Below are 20,279 nucleotides of genomic sequence, written 5' to 3'. Positions count from 1 at the left end.
TTAAACGAATTGTTTATGGCAACTAACAAACCGGCCGGGGATGGCCACAGAAACGGAGCCGTAAGAGAGCGCTCCCAGACTTACAACCCGCAAAACGACCGCTGGGTGAAACGTGATTCAAATACTGGTCGCTTCATGGACCAGAAGTCCGATGGTAAGCCTTTTAAGGGTGTGCGTAAGGAAAAATAACCTTGCGAGAGCTGCTGTTGCGCCTATGGGTAACATAGACAGGAGAGCACCGGTTCTCTTGCATTTATTACTCAAGGCACAACAACAGCCTTATCAATGTGTGCTCTCGGGTTTAGGCCAGTTAAAGGGCACTTAGTGTATTTACTTAAATTAAACTTTTTAGCCAATGAAAAAAATTCTATCAATTGACGGCGGCGGTATTCGCGGCATCATACCCGGTCAAGTGCTGGTTGCTCTTGAGGAGAAACTACAGGTAAGGACAGGTAATCCCCAGGCACGCATTGCTGACTACTTTGACTTCTTCGCTGGAACCAGTACAGGCGGCATACTGACCTGTATCAGCCTTTGCCCTTCAAATGGGGACCCTACGAAAGCCAGATTCTCTGCCAAAGAGGCAGTTGACCTCTATGTGGAGAACGGAAAAGAAATTTTCGATGTGAGTATGTGGCAAAATATACACTCAGGTTTCGGCACGATGGACGAGAAATATAACGCTTCGGCTCTTGAGTCCCTGCTGGAAGGCTACTTTGGCGACCTGAGACTGAGCCAGCTGCTGAAACCCTGTCTGATCCCTGCCTACGATATCGAACGGAGAGTTTCTCACTTTTTCGCTCAGCATGACTTCGCGCAGAAGGGGAACGGAGGGGACTTCCTGGTCCGGGACGTGTGCCGTGCCACCTCCGCCGCGCCTACCTATTTTGAGGCAGCCCTAGTCAGGTCATGCAGTGGGATAAGTTACCCATTGGTGGACGGCGGGGTCTTTGCCAACAATCCTGCACTTTGCGCTTACTCGGAGGTGCGCAACGCAGTGGGTAAACCAAGCGCTAAGGACATGTTCATCGTCTCTATAGGCACAGGCAGTGAGCATACGCCCTATAGGTATCCTAATGCAAAGGACTGGGGTGCCATCGGATGGATTCGGCCGGTGATCGACATCATGATGGCAGGTGCCTCCGAAACCACAGACTACCACCTGAAAAAGATATTCTCAGCAGGTGGGCACGGGGACAACTACGTGCGGATCCAACCATCCAGAATGGGGAACGCCAATCTGGAAATGGACGATGCCAGGCAACCAAACATACAGGCATTAGTCGAAGTGGGAATCGAGACGGCGCAGAACTGCTCTCAGGAACTGGACCGAATCGTGGAGGTGCTGCTGCAAAGCTCTGACCCTGTGGAATACGCCCTTCCTCTTTACACTATCAATGAATCAAGATGAGAAAATCATTGAGAGGAACACTATCGTTGTGCGCAGCCGCAATGCTGCTGCTCATAACGAGCTGTGTCACTATCCCCAAGGCCTCCGTTGAGCTCAGCGGTGAGCTGACGCAAATGATCCTGCATGCCCGCGTGTCCCACCTGAGACTGCTGGACCAATACACCCGTCTACAGAAGGACAAGGTGGACAAGTTCATGGAGGAAGATTATGTTCCCTCCTTCACGGCCAATTTTGTTAAAGAGTCTGGAGTCTTAGCTAACATACAGTCTGCCAGCACCGATGAGGAAAAGGGGACAGAAATCATAGAGTTTGCCCAGGCAGCAATTCCGATCATTGATGGACGGAGAAGCTCCATGATGAAAGCCGTTGATGAGATGGACAGACTTATCCGCAGCCAAGTCGAGGCGCATTACCAGGAAATGCTGCATGTGAATCGAGCTTTGACAGCTCATCTGGGATCTGCTGCGGAGGTAGTTGAAACACGGAAGCAGCTACAGCGGCAGCTCAATGTGGACACGGAGAGCTTGATACCCATTGACAAGGTAAACCAGGTAATGGAGAAAATGCTGAAGGCAGGAGCAAAAGCTGAGGACATCCCTAGCCTAGTAAACGATTTCAAGGAAAAAGTAAACAAAGTAACAAATGGCAAAGCCGAATAAGTATGCAGCCGCTGCGCGCAGGGCGCAGCAGCAAACAGATGAGGAGTACCAGGCAATAATCTCTGGCATCACCCGACTTAAGGAGGAGGAAATCGAGGAGCTTTTCCCTGAGAAAGCTGACAAGGAAAAGCTACTGGAGCTGATAGCCCTTGTCAATTCCGGAACAAACGACAACCAGAAAGTCCTTAAACTGAAGGAAAACAGCGAAAAGTTCGGCTCAATAGCCATAAAACTCTTAAAGCTGTTAGTGTAAACCTTTCAAATTCATTATAACACGAAACGTTCTGCAGATGAACACTGCCGGGGAGATCGAGAAGTAATACCTATTATGCCTGTTAAAAGACCAAGAAAAGCCATTCCACAGGGCACGGCAAGAAAACTGTGGGTGAAATCAGCGGGACGTTGTCAGTACCGAGGGTGCAACATTGTGCTGTGGAGGGATTCCTTGATGCAGAAAGATATAAATAAGGCTTATATCTCTCATATCATTGCAGCTAAGGAAGATGGACCACGTGGAGACGAGGAGCTCTCCGAGAAACTTGAGATAGCTTATGAAAACCTTATGCTGCTTTGTGACGAGTGCCACAACAGAATTGATGAAGCCGATCCTAAGAACCATCCGGTAGCGTATCTTCAGGCAATGAAGGCCGAGCATGAGGAAAGGATTGAGGCACTAACCGACATAGATGTAGACAAGAGGAGTCATATTGTTGTCTACCGCGCTAATGTAGGTGAGCATACTCCTGTTCTCAACTTCGAGACCGTGAGAGGGTACTTGCCGCCTGAGCGTTATCCGGCAGCCCCTCACGCCATTGATTTAGGCTTGAGAAACAGTCCGCAGCGAGATAAAGACGACTTTTTTTGGCAGTCAGAGATTAGGAGCTTAGAGACCCTTTTCACCGAGCAGCTAAAGCCAAGGCTGCGTAGGGGAGAAATAGAGCACCTGTCCATTTTTGCCTTTGCGCCGATTCCGCTTCTGGTAAAGCTCGGGACCCTGATCAACGACATCCAGCACGCAGAAGTTCACCAGCCCATACGCAACCCTAAATCGTGGAAATGGCAACCAGATGGTGAATACAGTGATGTCCGCTACTTTGTCCACTCCTCCAAGGAAAAGCAAGCACAGGTGGCCCTAAATTTATCGTTGAGTGCTACTATCACCAACGACAGGATCCACCGAGTGCTTGGGGAGGACGTGGCGATCTTCACCCTCACTACAGAAGAGCCTTTCAATGACTTCCTCAAATGCATGAAACATTTACAGAGCTTTAGCAAAGAGCTCAGGCTTTTGCTGAATCAGATCAAGGCGCAGTACGGCTCTGAGGTGCCCTTGCACGTGTTTCCTGCTATGCCTATTAGCGCAGCGGTGGAGCTAGGCCGCTCCTGGATGCCCAAGGCAGATATGTCCTTGCTGCTGTATGATGAGAACACGGCGGCTGAGGGCTTTAGACAAGTTATTGAAATTCAAAACTACTAACCGAACATGCTATTTCCCTCACCTTTTAAAAAAACAGTAGGCACAGGTCAATTGTTAGAGCAAATCGCCGCTGCCCTTGACATTACAGAGGCACAATATCAAACCGTGGTGGACAGGTATACTGCTGTTGCCAAACACCTGTCGAAAGAAGGCTCCTCCCTTAGTCCTTATAATCCTGACATCAAACCCCAGGGGTCATTTCTGATAGGGACCATGATAAGGCCTCTCATCGAGGATGACGAGCTGGATGTGGACTTGGTCTGCAGGTTAAGCGGAAAAGGAGCAGCCTGGGCTCAGTGGCACTTAAAGCATGCCGTGGGTGGGCAGCTGAAGGCGGATGAAATTTATAAACGCATGCTTGATGAGGAAGGCAACCGGTGCTGGACGCTCGTTTACGCTGAGTCCGCTAAATTTCACATGGACATACTGCCCGCCATCGTAGGCACCGGCCACTATACCTTGCTCGAGAGTTCATTTGCCTCTTTGGACCAAAGCCAGGTGGATCAGCTGGCGCTCCGTATCACGGACAAGCGGCTTGGGAATTACACATCTGACACGAACACGACCAACTGGCTGAAGAGCAATCCATTCGGCTATGCGGCATGGTTCAAGGAAAGGTCGAGAGTTTCTCTGCTAGAGTCCCGCAGCATCAGGGCCTCCGTTGAGCCACTCCCAGTCTACGAAAAGCGAAAAGAGCCCCTGCAGAGGGTAGTTCAGCTTCTTAAAAGGCACAGGGACATCATGTATGGGGGAGACCCATGCAAGCCGATCTCCATCATCATCACAACTCTGGCCGCCAGGGCATATAATAGGGAGGCCGATGTTGCCCTGGCTCTCTCCAACGTGCTCCAGCGCATGGAAAGCTTCATAGAGGAGAGATACAGCCCAGCACTTGACAGGTACATCAAGTGGGTCGGCAACCCTGTTAACCCTGAGGAAAACTTCGCTGACAGGTGGTTTTTAGAGTCAGAAAGGGAGAAGAACTTCTATGAATGGCTCGAGAAAGCCAAAGAGGACTTTGCACTTCTTCTGTCATGCAATCTGACCGAGGCTTACAGATACTCCAAAGAGCTGTTCGGCACCCGATCGGTTAACGAGGCTGTAGAAGAGCTTGGTGTCAAAAACCTGATTACTGAGAGGTACCAGCAGCCATCCTATTTGCTAGCTGTTATAAACGCAGCCCATAGGCAGCAGCCTCAGTGGCCGGTTGTGATTCGCTATAAAGTAGAAATACATGGTCACTACAAAAACAGCAAAGGCAAGCGAGTTACTTTAACAGGGAATAATATTGTGCCTAAATATTGTGACATCTTCTTTGTCGCCTCCACCAACGTTCCTAAACCGTTTGATGTCTATTGGCAGATAGTGAATACAGGCGAAGAGGCAGAGAAGAACAAGGGACTGAGAGGAGGCATTTATCACTCTAGGACACTAGGCAAGGGAGGACTAAACCAGAAAGAGTACTCAAGCTATAAGGGGACACACTGGGCGGAGTGCTTTATCGTGAAAAACGGTGTATGTGTGGCCAGAAGCTATGAGTTCATCGTGAACATAGGTGAATAAGTTAAAGCACGTTTGTTCGTTCAACAGGGCAAAGTGTAAGCTAACAGAGAGATGGAGCGCAAAGTCATTGAATAGGCGCTCAGTCCCAGCCTCAAGCTAAATCAAATCTGAAAAGACGCTATAAAGTGATTAATTTATAAGTTCATAAACAGATGTGCATCATCAAACCTATAATTAGGTATTATGATACGGCATCTCTACAGGCGTTTCATCTTTACAAGCATGGACGGTATTCCAAGAATATTGTATAAATACAGGGATTGGGAAAACTCATTTCATAAAAATTTGTTAATTCAATTTGAGATTTTCCTGGCACCCGCCTGCTCGTTCAATGTTCCTTTTGATGCCTCATTTCCGCTTCGCTATGATCCTAAGGAATTAACCCCGGATAAGATTTTTATAAAGTATGTTCAATTAGCTAAATTGAATTATCCTCATTTCACTGAGAAAGAAATTCACGAGTATGTTTATAAGCACCAGTCTGAAGATTTATTGTTTGACGAGCATCACCTGGCGCGTCACAACGTGGAAAGTCAGGAGAGGTTTGACAGAGCTTTTGGAATCTTGAGCCTATCTGCAAAGCAGGATAATTTCCTGATGTGGTCTCACTACGCAAACTCGCATAAGGGTTTATGTGTCGGTATAGACAGTTCTAAACTCTTTGGCCAGTTAGGGGTAGCGCTCGGAAAGATCAATTAAGTGGAAGAGTTTCCTGCTTTCGGACTATTCGAGGACTATACATCACAGGCATACAAAAGTACGTTCTTCAAGTCCAGGAATTGGGCACATGAGGCTGAATACCGCTTGTTGAAAGGAGATCTGCCCGTATGAAGGCAAAGGAATTTCCAACAAGAGGAAGATACAATAGTGGAGGTAATCTTAGGTTTAAAGATGAGTTTCAACACAAAGAGGGAGATACTGAATCTGGTGCAACATAAGTATCCTGCTGCGGCAGTCTATGATGCTATTCTTCATAAATCCGAGTTTGCAGTGGAATTGATGCAGATCCGTTAGTAGGTTTTGCAAGTGTTGTAAGCTTCATCTTGCTGTATACGCTGTGAGCAAGTATCATCTAAGCAAATGTCTTCAGCCGAGTACTTAATCGGCATGGAGGTATCGCATAACAAGGGGTTAGCGAGAATATACGTTTTTTAACAAAATCCCAGCAAATGTCTTCTCGATGGGATGTGTCACTACTACCTGATATGGATGCGCAATTTTTGTAGCATCTGTAAAGTTCATAAGCTCTGTTGTTTTGAGATCTTAGTCTGATTAGCTAGGCTTTAATCAAAAGCGGAAGTATCAGCGATCACTAGGGGGTGTTACCAGTGGAGAGCATTTGGTACAAGTTCGAATAGTTTCCGGAGGTTGGGAAGCAGAGCAGACTGCCGCTGCATTTCCCGCCATACGGAGATATGCTGCTTCTTGAGCAACTCATTCCTGTATCGGAGAAGAGCACTTTCGGGTTCTTGCTCCCGGGTGGCCAGATAGTAGCTTTTCAGGCGTGCTGCAAAGTCCTGGAAGGCCTCCTCGCGCGCAACGCATAAGGGATCCTTGTTGATTTTCAGGATATCCCGTGTATAAATTGCCCTCGCCTCTTGAACCGGGTTTAATGTGGGTATCGGCTCATATCGAAAAGTATTACTCAAATCCAGGGAAAGATAAGCGAGCGGATCTTCCATTCGTGGATGCAGCAGGGCTTCCTGCCCAGCGGGAGGCAATGTGACAGGGGACTGCCTGTCACGTATCGCATGAGTAAGTTTACCGTTAGCATCCACGACAGCATAAGCGCTGTTTTTAGGGCCATTGCAAGGGCCACATGCGAAGAGGTAGTTGGCCGGATCAAACGCCTGATCCGGGAACCAGCTTTTGGGTCGAATATGTTCTATTTCATCTGCGAGCGAGTCCTCACAGTAATTACAACGCCTGGCGCCTGGGCAATTCTCTTCCAGCGCGCTGCGCACGCGCTGGAAGAGGGCCTTCGGTTTACTCTCCCAAAGCTTATCAGCACGCGACACCTGCATACCGTAGTTTGCCTCTTCGTCTATTTTCTGTTGGAGAGCCTGGAGTGCTGTCTGATCCTCCTCCCCAAGTACAAGCGGGATCTTTAAGTGGATCATATATCTCCCAATAGCTTTTTTATAAAGGCCTCAGAGTCACTGATTGGCAGCGCTGATCGTAATTGATCCCGTACCTGCTCTTCCTCATTTGACAAGCCGACTCGAAGTGCCTTTTCATTAAGAATGGCTAATTTTTTCGCCAATTCCTGACCAGTAGCGGATTGTGTGTGGGCTATACCAAAAACTTCCGTGCTATATGCTTCCAATACATTGCCATAGAGCAGACGGTTAAGTTCGGAACCTTTGACCATGCCCCCTGAGTCATCAGTTCCAGGGACTGGCAGGCGGAAAATAGAGCCTTTTTCAGCAGCCTGGCACACCAGTGGGCTATGTGTGGTGACCAAAAACTGGATGTGAGGGAAATGTCCCGTTAACCAATAGCCGATCTTCTTCTGCCATACAGGGTGCAGGTGTGCATCTATCTCATCGATCAACACCACTCCCGGCACTTTTACATAGATCTTGCCTGTCTCTGGGTCTAGCTCAAAGATCTCCTCCCCATACTGGTTCTCTAGTTGGCGGAGTAGCTCGAAAGTCAGGCTCAGTACGGAACGATAGCCGTCGCTCAACTCATAAATGTTCACCCTGCTTTGACTGGCATCGCAGAAGAAGACACCTTCAGAGGATACATCCTCCAATCGAGTACCGTGAGGCAAAAAGTCAGGTTGGTTGATAAATGCCTTCAATTGGTTCAAGAAATTTGCCGCATGTGACTCCAAGCTGCGGAATTTTAGTTCGCGTAGCCAGTTGAGTGCTTCCCCCAAGGCCACATTCTCCTTGAACAGGGATAAGTGGGCGGCCAGTCTCCTGTGTTTGGGCGCGTCTACCAGTTTCTCGTATTCAAGGTCGCTTCCCGTGAACCGCCTGAACGGACCGAAGCCGGCAGAGAACCACCCGCTGTTATTTCCCCAGATAGTTTGGTAGGAAAAGTCACTCCCGTTCTCCATCGCATTGGACCATGTAGTATTTGTGGTGGAGTTTAAGCCAAAGTCAATCTTCAATAAGTAACTCTGCTGAGGAGGAGTCTCCGCTTCAGCTGGACGAGCGGATAGATCAGTCTCATGGTCTTCATCAAATACTGCGGCCGTGGTGCTCTTAGGCTGCTGTCTTCCGTTTGTGAGGCCGGCAAAACCTGTCGCGATCACGGTTACACGAATGCGCTGACCCAGTGAAGGGTCAATACCGTGACCGAAGATGACCTCGGCTTCCTGACCTGCCTTGTCCTGCATGTACTCCGTGATTTCAACCAGTTCATCCATTTCCAGGTCTGCCTGCTCACCAGACATAATGGACAGCAAGATCTTCTGGGCACCGTAAATGTCAGTGTTGTTAAGCAAAGGAGATGCTAGTGCCTCTTGAGCGGCACGCAGGGCACGGCCCTGGCCCTCTGTGGTTGAAAAACCTATGACTGCAGTACCAGAGTCTTTCATTACAGCCTTTACGTCTTCAAAGTCAACGTTTACATCGGCTGTCACGGTTATGATTTCAGCGATGGCTTTAGCAGCTATCGCAAGGACATGGTCAGCTTTTGAAAAAGCCTCCCGAATGGTCAGGTTACCGTACAGCTCACGCAAGCTTTCGTTGCGTATAACCAGCACGGTGTCACAGTTCTCGCTTAGCGCTCTGATCCCACTTTCCGCAGATGACTGTTTTTTTCTGCCCTCAAAAACAAACGGAGCAGTCACAATGCCTATTGTCAAAATACCAAGTGCTTTGGCAATTTCAGCTATAACGGGAGTGGCGCCCGTACCTGTGCCGCCGCCCATGCCTGCGATGAGAAACAGCATCTTGGTGCCGTCATTGAGCAATGTACGAATTTCCTCCTTGCTTTCGAGCGCAGCGAGCTTGCCTTTTTCAGGGTTCGAGCCTGCACCAAGACCTTTTGTTAAATTAAGGCCAAGCTGTAGTATGTTTGGGATGCTGCTGCTTTTCAAGGCCCGAATATCTGTGTTGCAGATGACATAATCCACATCCCGGATGCCTTGGTGGTACATGTGGTTCACTGCGTTACTGCCACCACCCCCTACACCGATCACCTTGATGCCAGACCTTTTCGAGGTACTGCCGATCTGATCGACTGAATCAGGTTGAAGGGTTATAGAGATACTGGCCTCGCGGGCAGACTGTCGTATCCAGGAACTATAATCCACTAAAAGACCCGAGGAGCGCTCCAACCCGAGCAGGCCTACGGCTAGCGCTCGAAGGAAAGAAGATTTGCCAGAACCGTTGTCCCCCAGAATAACATGCCAACCCGCCGCCTGTCCATCTTCCGGTAGCTTCCAAATGAGTGTTTCAACAGACCTTATATTCTCAAGTTTGACTTCTGTAATCTTCATCTCTATATGGGTTGTAGATTGGGTGTGTAAGCGATGAACCCGCGAATTCCGGCGTATGGCTTAACATGGCATGCAAATTTAGCGGATATTTTGACATGGGGTTATTAATGGCTTCACGGCGGAGCTTCTCAAGTTATTAATAATAACTGAAGTGTGTCTCTGTCTTGTCCAAAGAGTGTACTGTTGCTGGGTAAACCCTATGGACTAAGGTTAAAAGATAACATTACTGCAGCTTCGGCTCAGGGTAGTTCTGAACGTGAGGCACGCTATACTTGGTCGGGATGTAGAAGAGCACCAAAATACCATCGCTTCTCCTACGACCTATACAGTCGTCCGTAATTTAAGCCGAAATGAAGAGTGGGGCTATTTCTATGGCAAATACTAGTTGTGAACCAAACGAGGTAACGGGATTGCTCTTTAAATCAGTTTTTCAAGTTTGTCAAGGAGAAGGTGATCCGTAGCAGAAGTTAAATCAGGTACAATCGAAGAGTACGAAATAATTAAATTGATTGAAGAAGCACAAGGCGAAAAGAATTTGCCTGATTTAAAATGGAAAAACTGAATTGAAAACAAAATTCGCTAACCACACCTATTAACCACACCTATAGTGCATAAATGCACCATAGCCAAACCGTTACCACAAATTAAAAGTATGAGATAAATTATTGTTTCTATACATTTTTGATAGCTGCATTACTGGGCTCATCATGGCCATAGGGAATTTCTTTAGAGTGTTACAGTGCTGGGCCTGGAAAAAGGCCTAGCGCAAGTGGGGCGACAAGAGAAGCTCGGCCGAAAATTGCAGAATGCTCAACTTTCAATGCGAAAGAGGGCTCCGAAGCATTCAAATAATACCTAAAAGAAGATGGCAAAGCTCAAGGTAATTAAAGCTATGCACGTGTACGCCGCCTAGGCCGAGCTAGGATAGCACCAATATATGGACACGCTGCATGCGAGCGTCGAGCAGGGTAAGGAAATTTTTTAAGCAATAACGAGTATACACTTTTTACTTTCTCAATTTGATGATTGTGAATTAAAGCGGTAATTTTGATTAAAGAAAATACTGAAATCCTCAGTAGGAGGAAAATTCGGGTGTCCGCTGTATTTGGGAGTAGTATGCGCTTGATGGTGAATAGGTTATGTGGAAAGTTCGAATCCCTGCATCTCCACTTAGTAACTTATCAAGTAGCATAAAAAGCCCTTAAATCAGCGATTTAAGGGCTTTTTTGTTTTTAGGCACCCGCCTATCCTCTGGTCATTGCAGCTGTTTATACCCCGAGCTTTCCCCAAACTTGAACAACGCATAGCCTTCGCCTTCCTTGTTTTTCTCCACTGCCTGCTGGCGCACCGGTGTTGTGAAAGGCATTTTACCGGTAGGGTTAAATTTCCCGGACACGACATCCAGCGATGCTTTGGAATCTACTCCAAAGGTGGCCGTTATCCCATTGAAACGGGTTCTTATCTGGCCATTATACACTTCATTGATCGCAAAGGGATTGGCATGGTTGATGACCAGCACAGTTGGCTTTTTGGCTGTGAGCGTGTTGACATACTTCATATCCATGGCGCAGGCTGAAAGGTTGACCCGCAGGGGAGAATCGTCCGCAGGGAAAAGCGGCCGGATGGAGGGCTTCAGCCAGAGCAGGATCACATCGGCTTCTGCGGGAGAGGAGACAAAAGTCAGTTCTTCATAGTTTCTCGCGTAGACCTTGCCCGGGCCCGGTGTTATTTTGCCATAGGTCTTGGCATACTCCTCAAAGTATACTTTTGTGTTTTTGGCTGACCTTAGTTGGCCCAGCGTGCCATGGTGTCGGCGGGAGCGGTAGTAGTGCGCCTGATAAAGTGGTGCATCTTATGCTGCGTAATTCCCTTGGTCATACCTACCGTGTTCATCACCGGAAAAGGGAGCGCCCCCCGGTAAACTGGTTTTTGTCGATGATACGCTCAGTGAAGACGGTGCTTGATGACTACTCCCAGGATTTATTTATTCAGGTAATCCAGGATGATTTGTACCTGGGCTTTCACCCCGTTCTGCAAGGCGTTTTCATCCACCGTAAATTTGGGGTTGTGGTTCGCGGCACCCTCACCGATGCCGAGCGTCATGAAACTGACAGGTGCTATTTTCCGGTAGTAGGCAAAATCCTCGCTGGCGGTCATCATCGGGGCATCAAAGACCTTGTCCTTGCCCAGCACGGCTGCCGCGCTCCTTCTGGCTAAGGAGTTCAGGGCTTCATCATTTTGGATGGCCGGGTAGGTAGAGATGTAATCCAGTTCGTAAGTAGCGCCATATGCCTTTGTGATGTTGTCTATGATTTCTTTTATCCTGGTTTCCACCAGCTTCCGGGTATCGTCTGAGGTGGTGCGTATGCTGGCAGCAAGCTCTGCCCTGTCCGCAATCACATTAAAAGCATCACCTGACTGAAATTTACCAATGGTCACCACCGTCATCTCCCCCGGCTCCACATTGCGGGATACGACAGATTGTAACGCGGTGACAATGGCTGCTCCTACCACAACCGGATCAATTCCAAGATGGGGCATCGAACCATGCGATCCCTTCCCGATGATGTGCAGATCGAATACATCCTGGGCAGTCGAGGCAGCGCCTACAGGCAAAATTCCCACATGCCCGGCCGGGAAGTTGGGCAGCACGTGCATTCCGAAAAAGGCATCCACATCCTTCAAAGCTCCAGCATTGATAATATCGACAGCCCCGCCCGGAGGAGTTTCTTCGGCGTGCTGAAAGATAAAGTACACCGTTCCCTTGATCTGGTCCTTCATTTTGGACAGGGTAGAAGCGGTTCCCAGCAGCATTGCCGTATGGGCGTCATGGCCACAGGAGTGCATCACATTTTCTACTTTGGAGCTATACGGCACCCCGCTCTCTTCCTGCATGGGCAAGGCGTCCATGTCAGCCCGAAAGGCAACGGTTTTGCCCGGCTTTGCGCCTTTCAGAATGCCAATAACGCTGGTTTTAGCAGGCCTGATAACTTCGATATTGGGCAAGGACTTGAGTACTTCCTCCACATACTTACTCGTGTTCTCTTCCTGGAAAGAAAGCTCCGGGTTCTGGTGGATATGGCGCCGCCACTGGATAACCTCTTCCGCCGGAACATTCTTTGCCCAGGAGACATTAGGCGTATTGCCGGCTTTTTTTGTTTGTGCATTGAGGGCTCCACTAAGCAGTAGGGCAAGTATGAGTGGTAGTACTTTCTTCATAGCAGTTATTAATAGTTTGGCTCATCTATTCGGTCCGTTCAAAAGAATACGGTTGCACTAAAGTGCCGCCTCCTTCCAGCTTGTACAGCCAAAGGAGAAGGGTGTTTTGGTCAGGTTTACCTATGCTGTACGCTGCTGCTTTACAGTCATAGAAACAAGACCAGGTTGTATAGGGTGATGGTGCTGAAGTTCAGAAGTGTGCAGCTGGTTATACGTTGCACGGTTCATACTTTATACGATGGACCCCTATACTTAACCGTGCTTTTCAGGAATTAAGGTCCAAAGAAATGCCGTCAGTTTATACTTGTATACTTGCAGGTGGAGGCATAAGGCCTGCTTCGCCAAAATAAGAGCGGGATCACTTCGATACCGTGGGCCTAATGCTTTATGACAGGAATCGTTACACATTCAAATTCGCCGGCAGGTTTTTTATAGATAAGCGACCCGGTGAGTTAGCGGAAGCCTGCCAGATAAAGTATAAATCCAATTGAAGTATAAATACACATAAAGTATGAATCCATCAAGTATAAATAAGGGTATGATGGAAGAATAAAATCTCCATCATACCCTCTGAAGTTATGCAGGCATGGCCTGCGGAGCGGGCGCTCCGGGCTTCAAACAGTTTAATGTTCTGCTGCTACAGCCGTGCCTGGTGTTTTGATCAAAGAGCCAAAGAAGATGGCATTGAAGAACAGGCGGTTGGTGCCGTACCAGGTGCCCCGGAAGTTGGGGTTATCGGCAAACAGAATCACACGCCCCTGTCCCTGATCGCTCACGAGCAGCGCCGCCGAGTTCCGAATCTTATCCAGGTTACTTTTCGACACGTAGCCGCTCAGCCATGGATCTTTGGTATACTGCGCCACGGTGCTGTACGGGTTTTTGGCGGGGGAGAGGATGGTGGTACTATTACGGTATACTGGTAGTTTACGACTCGTGAAGCCAAAGCCCAGCGGGTGCGTAATATCCAGGTCTACCTCGTAGATCGAGCCGCCAACAGACTGCGCCCCTTCCGTTGGGGCTGCATCAGCAAAAGCAATGCGCAGTTCCCCATTGGCTGTGTCACGCGCCGCAACCACGTTGCCCTGCGCTATCCCCTGTTTAATGGCCCACTCCGACGCAGACTTGAACGTGATGAGCGTTCCACCCTCCTGCACCCAACGTTTCAGTTTATCAGCCGCTGTTTTACCCAGGCTGTTGTATGCTCCGTTCACCAGCACAATCGTGTTGTAACGGCTCAGGCTGAGGCGCGGGAAGGAACTCAGATCCACTTTGGAGATAGGCATGTGGAGTTCCTGGTCAAGGAGGAACCATACTTCCCCTGCTTCATAAGACGTAACGCCCTGTCCGGTGAGAATCAGTGCCTCCGGCTTTTTCAGCGTCCGGATGTTGTTGCTGCCCAGGTCAATGCCCTGCACGCTCAGGCCAGTCTTCACCGACTCAAACGAGATCTGCTTCTTGGCTGCAACTTCCTGTATCACCTTATAAAGCGAGTCAGCCGAGATTTTCTGGGAAGCCACCGGTATGGTGATAGAACCCGGCTGGTAAGCTTTAGGGCCAGAAGATGTACTGGCCGTAAAGGGTTTGAAAACGGTCTGTGTGATCACACCTCTGTTCTGCAACAGGTATAGCGCGCCGGCTGCATTGTAATCTGCCCAGTCGAGCAGGTAGGCATACCGGGTTTGCTCCGGTACAGTAAAAGCGACAGGAGCAAGTTCGGTTACTCTTTTGCCTGCTGTGGCTTTGGATTTGAGTCCGGCATGCGGCAGGTTATAGGCCAGTGCCAGCGTCCAGGTAGAGGCATCGTAGAACACGCTGTCGTCAAACTCCTTATTCTTGGCAAAGATGGATTCCACCAGCCTGTACTGCGGCTGCTCGGTCGGTACCACATAGGCTTTGCCTTTCTCAAATTTCCTTCCGTCAGCTGTCAGCGGTTTTTCCAGCTCGTATACCTCGATGCGGTGGGCCAGCAGCAGCTCTGTGAACTTGCGCAGGCGGGTAGCATCATGGTTCTCGCCATACACATAAGCCCGCACGCCATTCTTGCGCCCGTCAGCCAGGGCCGACTGGTAGAACTCGCGCTGGTGCCTGAGCAGTGTCTCACGGTTCTCAGCAGAGGCCTTTACCGTAGCCAGCCCGGTAGCCAGGTGGTTGCGAATGGTGAAGGCGAAGGTGAGCACACCGAGCGAGTTCTCCTGCTTGTTGCCGCGGGAACTGGCTTGTTCAAAGGTAATGCCCACGCCGCCCTGAAAATCCGGATAGGTAGAGCCGTAACCGGGGTAGATATTGTCGTACTGCTCTTTGGTGAAGTATAGGGAACCGAGTTCGTCCAGGGCCTCAGCGTGGTACCTGGCCAGCAGCACGTTCAGCCCATCGTAGGTGCTGCGCGGAATCAGGCGGTTTTCGGAGCTGTAAGGCTTGCTTGGCTCAAAGTAGTAGGTGGAGTTGGTCCCCATTTCATGAAAGTCAATAAACACGTTGGGCAACCACTTGTGGTAGAACTCCAGCCGGTTCCTGCTCTCTACATGCGCCAGCGGTAGCCAGTCGCGGTTCAGGTCGAACCAGTAGTGGTTACCGCGCCCTCCAGGCCATACTTCGTTGTGCTCCCGGTCAGCCGGATCGCTTACGGCCGGGTTGCCCTGGTGCATGCTTACCCAATTGGTGTGGCGGTCGCGGCCATCGGGGTTCAGCGCCGGGTCGATGAACACCACTGCCTCCTGCAGGTGCTGCTGCGTTTCCGGGTCCTGGTTGGCAATGAGGTAATAGGCCGTCAGCATCGACACTTCGGTGCTCGACGATTCGTTGCCGTGCACGTTGTAGCCCAGGTGCACCAGCGCGGGCATGTTCGCCATGTCAGGGGCTGCTTTGGCAGGGTCTGTCAGCAGCAGGTGTTCCTGGCGGATCCGCTCCAGCCTGCCATGGTTCTCGGGCGAAGTGATGGTCAGGATGACCTGCGGGCGGTGTTCGTACGTATGGCCGATCGTCTCGATCGTAGCCTTGTCCGATACCCGGGCCAATTCCTCCAGGTAGGCTACCACACGGTCGTAGCGGGTTTGGCGCTCACCGATACCGTAGCCCAGGAAGGCTTCCGGCGTTGGGATGCTCGGGTCAAGGTTTTTAGCCTTCGGGAAGTAATAGCTGTTCTGCGCCAGGGCCGGCAGAACGAGTGCTCCCCAAAGCAGGAGCGTGGATAGAAGACCTTTAGCAGGTTTCCGGGTAAAAAAGTCCATCTGAATAGAAAGGGTAAAGTATGAATGATAATTTCAGGAAGAGGTATGCAAGCGTGTCCTCACAGGTGCATCCTCGCTTTCTGCTCTTTTGTGCTGAGCTGTAGGCAAGGCAACGCGTAGGGCAGGGGCATCCGGAAAGTAGTCAGCCAAAGCGAACAGCGGCTGTGGCAAGTTCAGGAAATGCCGGTGGGCTGCGTGCCGTCGTTTACCTGCTACAACAGCAGGAAAGGGAATAGGACGTAATGCTCAGGAATGAGATGAAGAAACTGGCGCGCCCTGCAAAAGGGCTTTGTGGAATTTTCATGATGCGAAACTTATAGGTCCCAAAATTGGGCAGGATGTAGCACCTGGTTCATCAACTGGTTGCTAGAGGGTCGCGGAGCCTGCTCTCTCACCTCTTCGGTATAAATTCACTGCAAAGGTATACCCACAGGATCCTGATTTGCAAATATTATTTTCACGGACCTCCTCCTGCTGCTACCCAAAGTCCCGCAAAGCCCCGCTTTAACCAGGTGGTAATGTGCTGTGAAAAAGGGCCAAAATCGTGGCTCAGCGGCCACTGCAAAACCATTTTGTGTTTTATTAAGTCACCCGAAAAAGCTTACCCGGGCGAGCTGTTTTAATTTTAGCATTAAAATATTTTTTGCAAAAAGCTTGCATCACTAAAAATCCTGCCCTTACCTTTGTGTCATCTTTATCGAAGATTTATAAAGAAGAGGTGAGAGAGCAGGCTCCACGACCCTCTAGCAACCAGCAGTGCAGACTGAAAAGGTGCTAACTCCTGCCCAATTTTGGGACATATAAATTGAAGCACATGAACACACAGCACACAACTCCAGCTTTTTTATCAACAGCCAAACTTCCTCATGCAGCGCCCGCTGTACGAATGTGCTGTTGCAGCTGTTGTTGCTAATCCTCTTATTTCTCAGGTTTTGCCATGCCTGCACCCGAGCGGTGTAAGGGCAGGTTGTTTACCTGACGCATTCAAATCAATCATTTTTTCAATCCAGACCATGGGAAACCTTCTACCCCAGCTAGTGCTGCGCCTTTATGCGGCAGCCTTTGCACAACGGAATCAGCAGTTGTTGTCCGTCCATATCATCACACCTGCCTGTAGGCGAATGCGCATGCGCAGCTACTGTTGTTAGTGCTGCGCCTTGTACTAATCCAATAATCTACATATAGTTTCTACCCTGACTGCAAGTATGCCAATTGCAGAACAGGGATGCTTTGTCCAAAATTTTATATAAAAATGCTAAATAATAGTTTAAATAGATTCGTGCGCTTACTCCTGTCGCTGGGACTCGTTCTGGTATCAGGTATGGCAGCACTCGCACAGGACGCCGTAACAAAGGGCGTCGTGAAGGATGGCAAGACAGGTGAGCCTTTGATAGGAGCCCGCGTACAGGTAAAAGGCACTGAAAAAGGCACCATAACGGGTGTGGACGGTAGTTTTAACCTGCCGGCAGAAGAAGGACAGACACTGATTATCTCCAGCCTCGGCTATACCCAGCGCGAGGTAAAGGTAGCAGGCGAGTCAGTAAGTATAGTACTGCAGGAAGACACTAAAGCCCTGAGTGAGGTGGTGGTGGTCGGCTACGGAACGCAGTCGCAGCGGGCCGTTTCCAGTGCCGTGACTTCCGTGAACCCAGCCGAGATGAAGGGTATCCCGGCTCCGTCGCCTGACCAGTTGCTGCAGGGCAAGGCCGCCGGCGTGCAAATTGCTGCGGCCAGCGGCACACCGGGAGGAGGCATCTTCGTGCGTATCCGGGGCAATACCTCTATCAACGCCAGCAACGAGCCACTCTACGTGGTAGATGGCGTGTTCATCAACAACCAGTCCCTTTCCGGCCTCAGCCTGGGGGGGCAGACCACGAACCCGCTGGCGGACCTGAACCCGGCTGACATTGAAAGTATAGAAATACTGAAAGACGCGAACGCCACCGCCATTTACGGGGCACGTGGCGCTAACGGGGTGGTGCTCATCACGACCAAGCGCGGCAAAACGAACGCCGGTACCCGAATCAATTTTCAAACCTATGCCGGTATAGCGAAAGCCCCTGAAATTTTTGAGACCGTGAATGGGCCACAGGAGGCGGAGCTGATCAACGAGACCTTTATCAATGATGGTGGTAATCCGGCTTTGGCGCCTTTCCGGCCGAAAAGCGAAGGAGGCCTGGGGTTGCCGGCGGAGCAGACCACTTATTCCCGCATACCGGATGTGTTCCAGACAGCCCTGACACAGAGTTACGACCTGTCGGCTTCCGGTGGCGGGGAGTCGAATCGCTTCTTCCTGGGAGGCGGCTACTTTAAGCAGGAAGGCATCGTAAAGCCGGCAGCCTTCGAGCGCTTCAGCGGCCGTTTCAATTACGATCACCTGGTGAACAATCGCCTCACCATCGGAACCAGCACCACGGTTTCCTACAGCAAGCGCAACCAGAGCCGCAACGACGACAGCGCCCAGGGCGTGATCAACTCAGCCCTGTATGTGCCGACCTATTTGCCGGTATACAACGAGGACGGTTCCTACGCCCGCCACTCGATATTCGATAACCACCTGGCCCTGATCGACAACCTGAATATACAGGGCGAGAGCAACCGGTTGATCAGCAACCTGTATGGCGAGTATGAGCTGCTGGATGGCCTGACATTTAAGTCGAGCTGGAGCCTGGACTACAACAGTTATTCCGACAAGGTATACAACAACTCGCAGATCAGCGTGGGCCTGCCAGCCGGTAACGCCAGCCGCACGGACACCCGCATGATTACCCTGTTAAACGAGCAGTTGCTGACCTATAACAAGCACTTCGGCAACGACCACTTCCTGAACGTGCTCCTGGGGAACACCGTGCAGCAGACAAAGTATAACACGCTGTCGCTGACCGGGCGCAATTTCCCGAGCGATGTTTTCCAGGAGATCGCTTCCTCATCCCTGCAGACCGGTTCCACCAACTCCAGTCAGAACGGCCTGGTTTCTTTCTTCTCCAGAGCAGGCTATACTTTTAAAGACAAGTATAGCGTGGACGGCAGTGTGCGTGCCGATGCCTCTTCCCGCTTCGGCGCCGCAAACCGCTGGGGTGTCTTCCCGTCGCTGGGCGCTTCCTGGATTGTCTCGGAGGAGGCCTTTGCCCGGGACCTGCCCTTCAACCTGATCAAGCTGCGCGCTAACATCGGTGTGACCGGTAACCAGAACGGCATCAACGACTTCGCCTCCCTTGGTTTGTGGAGAGCAGGCCGTAACTACGACGGGTTGCCGGGCATCAGCCACCAGCAACTGGCCAATCCGGACCTGAAGTGGGAGACTACCCGCCAGTGGAACGTGGGGCTGGACCTGGGCCTGCTGCAGAACCGCCTGAAGCTGGAGGTCAACTACTATAACAAGTATACCAAAGACCTGCTGCTGGAAGTGCCGGTGGCCGCCAAGTCAGGCTTCAGCAGCGTGTTTGAGAACCTGGGCGAAATCAGCAACAAGGGGGTGGAACTGAATATTTCTTCCACGAACATAGCGCGTGAGGACTTCACCTGGACCTCCAGCCTGAACCTGGCCCGCAACGTGAACCGCATCGAGAAGCTGCCTATCCCGATCAACCAGCACTCACGCGACTGGATACGCATGGAAGAGGGCGGCTCCGTGTATGATTTCTGGGTATACAAGCAGCTGTATGTGGACCCGCAGACAGGCGACGCCGTGTATGATGACGTGGATGGAAACGGGGCGATCACGGTGGCAGACCGTCAGATCGTGGCTAATGCGTCACCGGATTTCTTCGGTGGCCTGAACAACCAGATCAACTTTAAGCGCTTTGATTTTGGAGCCCTGCTCTACTTCGAGTACGGCAACGACATCCTGAACCTGAACCGCTTCTTTATGGAGCACGGGGGCACCCGCAACGGATCCATTACCTACCTGCCGGGACAGCTGGACAGGTGGCAGCAGCCGGGCGACATGACCGATGTGCCACGCCTGACCAGAACGGGCAACAACTACAACCTGCCCAACAGCCGCTACATCGAGGATGGTTCTTTCCTGCGCCTGCGCTCTGTGACCCTGGGCTATACGGTGCCAGCTGAGCTGCTGAGCAGGTACAAGGTATCAAACCTGCGCCTGTATGTATCCGGCACCAACCTATGGACCCTGACCAACTACAGTGGCCTGGACCCGGAAGTGAACGTGGCGGGCAACAACCAGAACGTGCGCGGCATCGACCACGCGGTGGTGCCACAGCCCCGCTCGTTCCAGGCAGGACTAAATGTAACTTTCTAACCA

Annotated in this window: 13 protein-coding genes and 2 riboswitches; of the genes, 8 read left to right on the top strand and 5 right to left on the bottom strand. The window is 50.6% G+C overall.

Annotation, left to right across the window (positions count from 1 at the left end):
• Positions 1-15: 15 nt before the first annotated feature.
• The 7 genes from A3841_RS20170 to A3841_RS01495 all read left to right on the top strand — a co-directional run bounded on the left by A3841_RS20170 (position 16) and on the right by A3841_RS01495 (position 5,809).
• Positions 16-189, top strand: a complete 174-nt coding sequence (locus A3841_RS20170; protein WP_170866126.1) for a hypothetical protein — start codon at positions 16-18, stop codon at positions 187-189.
• Positions 190-355: 166 nt separating this feature from the next.
• Positions 356-1,411 carry a patatin-like phospholipase family protein gene (locus A3841_RS01520; protein WP_073850514.1) on the top strand — a complete coding sequence of 352 codons (1,056 nt, stop codon included), beginning with the start codon at positions 356-358 and terminating at the stop codon, positions 1,409-1,411.
• Complete coding sequence (locus A3841_RS01515; protein ID WP_073850513.1) at positions 1,408-2,070, top strand: hypothetical protein; 663 nt, start codon at positions 1,408-1,410, stop codon at positions 2,068-2,070. Before A3841_RS01520 ends, A3841_RS01515 begins: the two co-directional genes overlap by 4 nt.
• The gene (locus A3841_RS01510) at positions 2,054-2,323 is read left to right on the top strand and encodes a hypothetical protein (protein WP_073850512.1); all 270 of its coding nucleotides are present in this window, start codon (positions 2,054-2,056) and stop codon (positions 2,321-2,323) included. Before A3841_RS01515 ends, A3841_RS01510 begins: the two co-directional genes overlap by 17 nt.
• A 75-nt stretch (positions 2,324-2,398) precedes the next feature.
• Entirely contained in the window at positions 2,399-3,547 is a 1,149-nt protein-coding gene (locus A3841_RS01505; protein WP_073850511.1) for an SAVED domain-containing protein, read from the top strand.
• Positions 3,548-3,553: 6 nt separating this feature from the next.
• The gene (locus A3841_RS01500; RefSeq protein WP_139307854.1) at positions 3,554-5,110 is read left to right on the top strand and encodes a nucleotidyltransferase; all 1,557 of its coding nucleotides are present in this window, start codon (positions 3,554-3,556) and stop codon (positions 5,108-5,110) included.
• Positions 5,111-5,293: 183 nt separating this feature from the next.
• Positions 5,294-5,809 carry a DUF2971 domain-containing protein gene (locus A3841_RS01495; protein WP_073850509.1) on the top strand — a complete coding sequence of 172 codons (516 nt, stop codon included), beginning with the start codon at positions 5,294-5,296 and terminating at the stop codon, positions 5,807-5,809.
• Between the two features lie 623 nt (positions 5,810-6,432).
• On the opposite strand, the gene A3841_RS01490 is transcribed toward A3841_RS01495, so the two are convergent.
• From A3841_RS01490 to A3841_RS01465, 5 genes are all read right to left on the bottom strand, one after another.
• Entirely contained in the window at positions 6,433-7,230 is a 798-nt protein-coding gene (locus tag A3841_RS01490; protein ID WP_073850508.1) for an HNH endonuclease family protein, read from the bottom strand.
• Positions 7,227-9,299: a cell division protein FtsZ gene (gene ftsZ, locus A3841_RS20810; protein WP_394332880.1), complete on the bottom strand. Its 2,073-nt coding sequence runs from the start codon at positions 9,297-9,299 to the stop codon at positions 7,227-7,229. The genes A3841_RS01490 and ftsZ overlap by 4 nt, the downstream gene beginning before the upstream one ends.
• A gap of 1,522 nt (positions 9,300-10,821) precedes the next feature.
• Positions 10,822-11,250: a glycoside hydrolase family 3 C-terminal domain-containing protein gene (locus tag A3841_RS01475; RefSeq protein ID WP_262502545.1), complete on the bottom strand. Its 429-nt coding sequence runs from the start codon at positions 11,248-11,250 to the stop codon at positions 10,822-10,824.
• Between the two features lie 296 nt (positions 11,251-11,546).
• The gene (locus A3841_RS01470; RefSeq protein ID WP_235861247.1) at positions 11,547-12,785 is read right to left on the bottom strand and encodes a M20 metallopeptidase family protein; all 1,239 of its coding nucleotides are present in this window, start codon (positions 12,783-12,785) and stop codon (positions 11,547-11,549) included.
• Positions 12,786-13,408: 623 nt separating this feature from the next.
• Positions 13,409-16,012: a M14 metallopeptidase family protein gene (locus A3841_RS01465; RefSeq protein WP_083610120.1), complete on the bottom strand. Its 2,604-nt coding sequence runs from the start codon at positions 16,010-16,012 to the stop codon at positions 13,409-13,411.
• Between the two features lie 311 nt (positions 16,013-16,323).
• A riboswitch (SAM riboswitch) is annotated at positions 16,324-16,423 on the bottom strand.
• Positions 16,424-16,714: 291 nt separating this feature from the next.
• Positions 16,715-16,819: riboswitch (SAM riboswitch) on the top strand.
• 514 nt (positions 16,820-17,333) lie between these two features.
• Here A3841_RS01465 and A3841_RS01460 point away from each other — a divergent pair.
• On the top strand, positions 17,334-20,276 hold the full coding sequence (locus A3841_RS01460) for a SusC/RagA family TonB-linked outer membrane protein (RefSeq protein ID WP_170866125.1): 2,943 nt from the start codon (positions 17,334-17,336) through the stop codon (positions 20,274-20,276).
• Positions 20,277-20,279 lie beyond the last annotated feature (3 nt).

This window comes from Pontibacter flavimaris (assembly GCF_001907195.1).
Classification (GTDB): Bacteria; Bacteroidota; Bacteroidia; order Cytophagales; family Hymenobacteraceae; genus Pontibacter; species Pontibacter flavimaris.
This window is presented reverse-complemented; position numbering and strand designations above follow the sequence as displayed.

Bases quoted from the DNA above. Each gene is read 5' to 3' on its own strand.
- A3841_RS20170 (WP_170866126.1), top strand. From the start codon at position 16: ATGGCAACTAACAAACCGGCCGGGGATGGCCACAGAAACGGAGCCGTA.
- A3841_RS01520 (WP_073850514.1), top strand. From the start codon at position 356: ATGAAAAAAATTCTATCAATTGACGGCGGCGGTATTCGCGGCATCATA.
- A3841_RS01515 (WP_073850513.1), top strand. From the start codon at position 1,408: ATGAGAAAATCATTGAGAGGAACACTATCGTTGTGCGCAGCCGCAATG.
- A3841_RS01510 (WP_073850512.1), top strand. From the start codon at position 2,054: ATGGCAAAGCCGAATAAGTATGCAGCCGCTGCGCGCAGGGCGCAGCAG.
- A3841_RS01505 (WP_073850511.1), top strand. From the start codon at position 2,399: ATGCCTGTTAAAAGACCAAGAAAAGCCATTCCACAGGGCACGGCAAGA.
- A3841_RS01500 (WP_139307854.1), top strand. From the start codon at position 3,554: ATGCTATTTCCCTCACCTTTTAAAAAAACAGTAGGCACAGGTCAATTG.
- A3841_RS01495 (WP_073850509.1), top strand. From the start codon at position 5,294: ATGATACGGCATCTCTACAGGCGTTTCATCTTTACAAGCATGGACGGT.
- A3841_RS01490 (WP_073850508.1), bottom strand. From the start codon at position 7,230: ATGATCCACTTAAAGATCCCGCTTGTACTTGGGGAGGAGGATCAGACA.
- A3841_RS01470 (WP_235861247.1), bottom strand. From the start codon at position 12,785: ATGAAGAAAGTACTACCACTCATACTTGCCCTACTGCTTAGTGGAGCC.
- A3841_RS01465 (WP_083610120.1), bottom strand. From the start codon at position 16,012: ATGGACTTTTTTACCCGGAAACCTGCTAAAGGTCTTCTATCCACGCTC.
- A3841_RS01460 (WP_170866125.1), top strand. From the start codon at position 17,334: ATGGCAGCACTCGCACAGGACGCCGTAACAAAGGGCGTCGTGAAGGAT.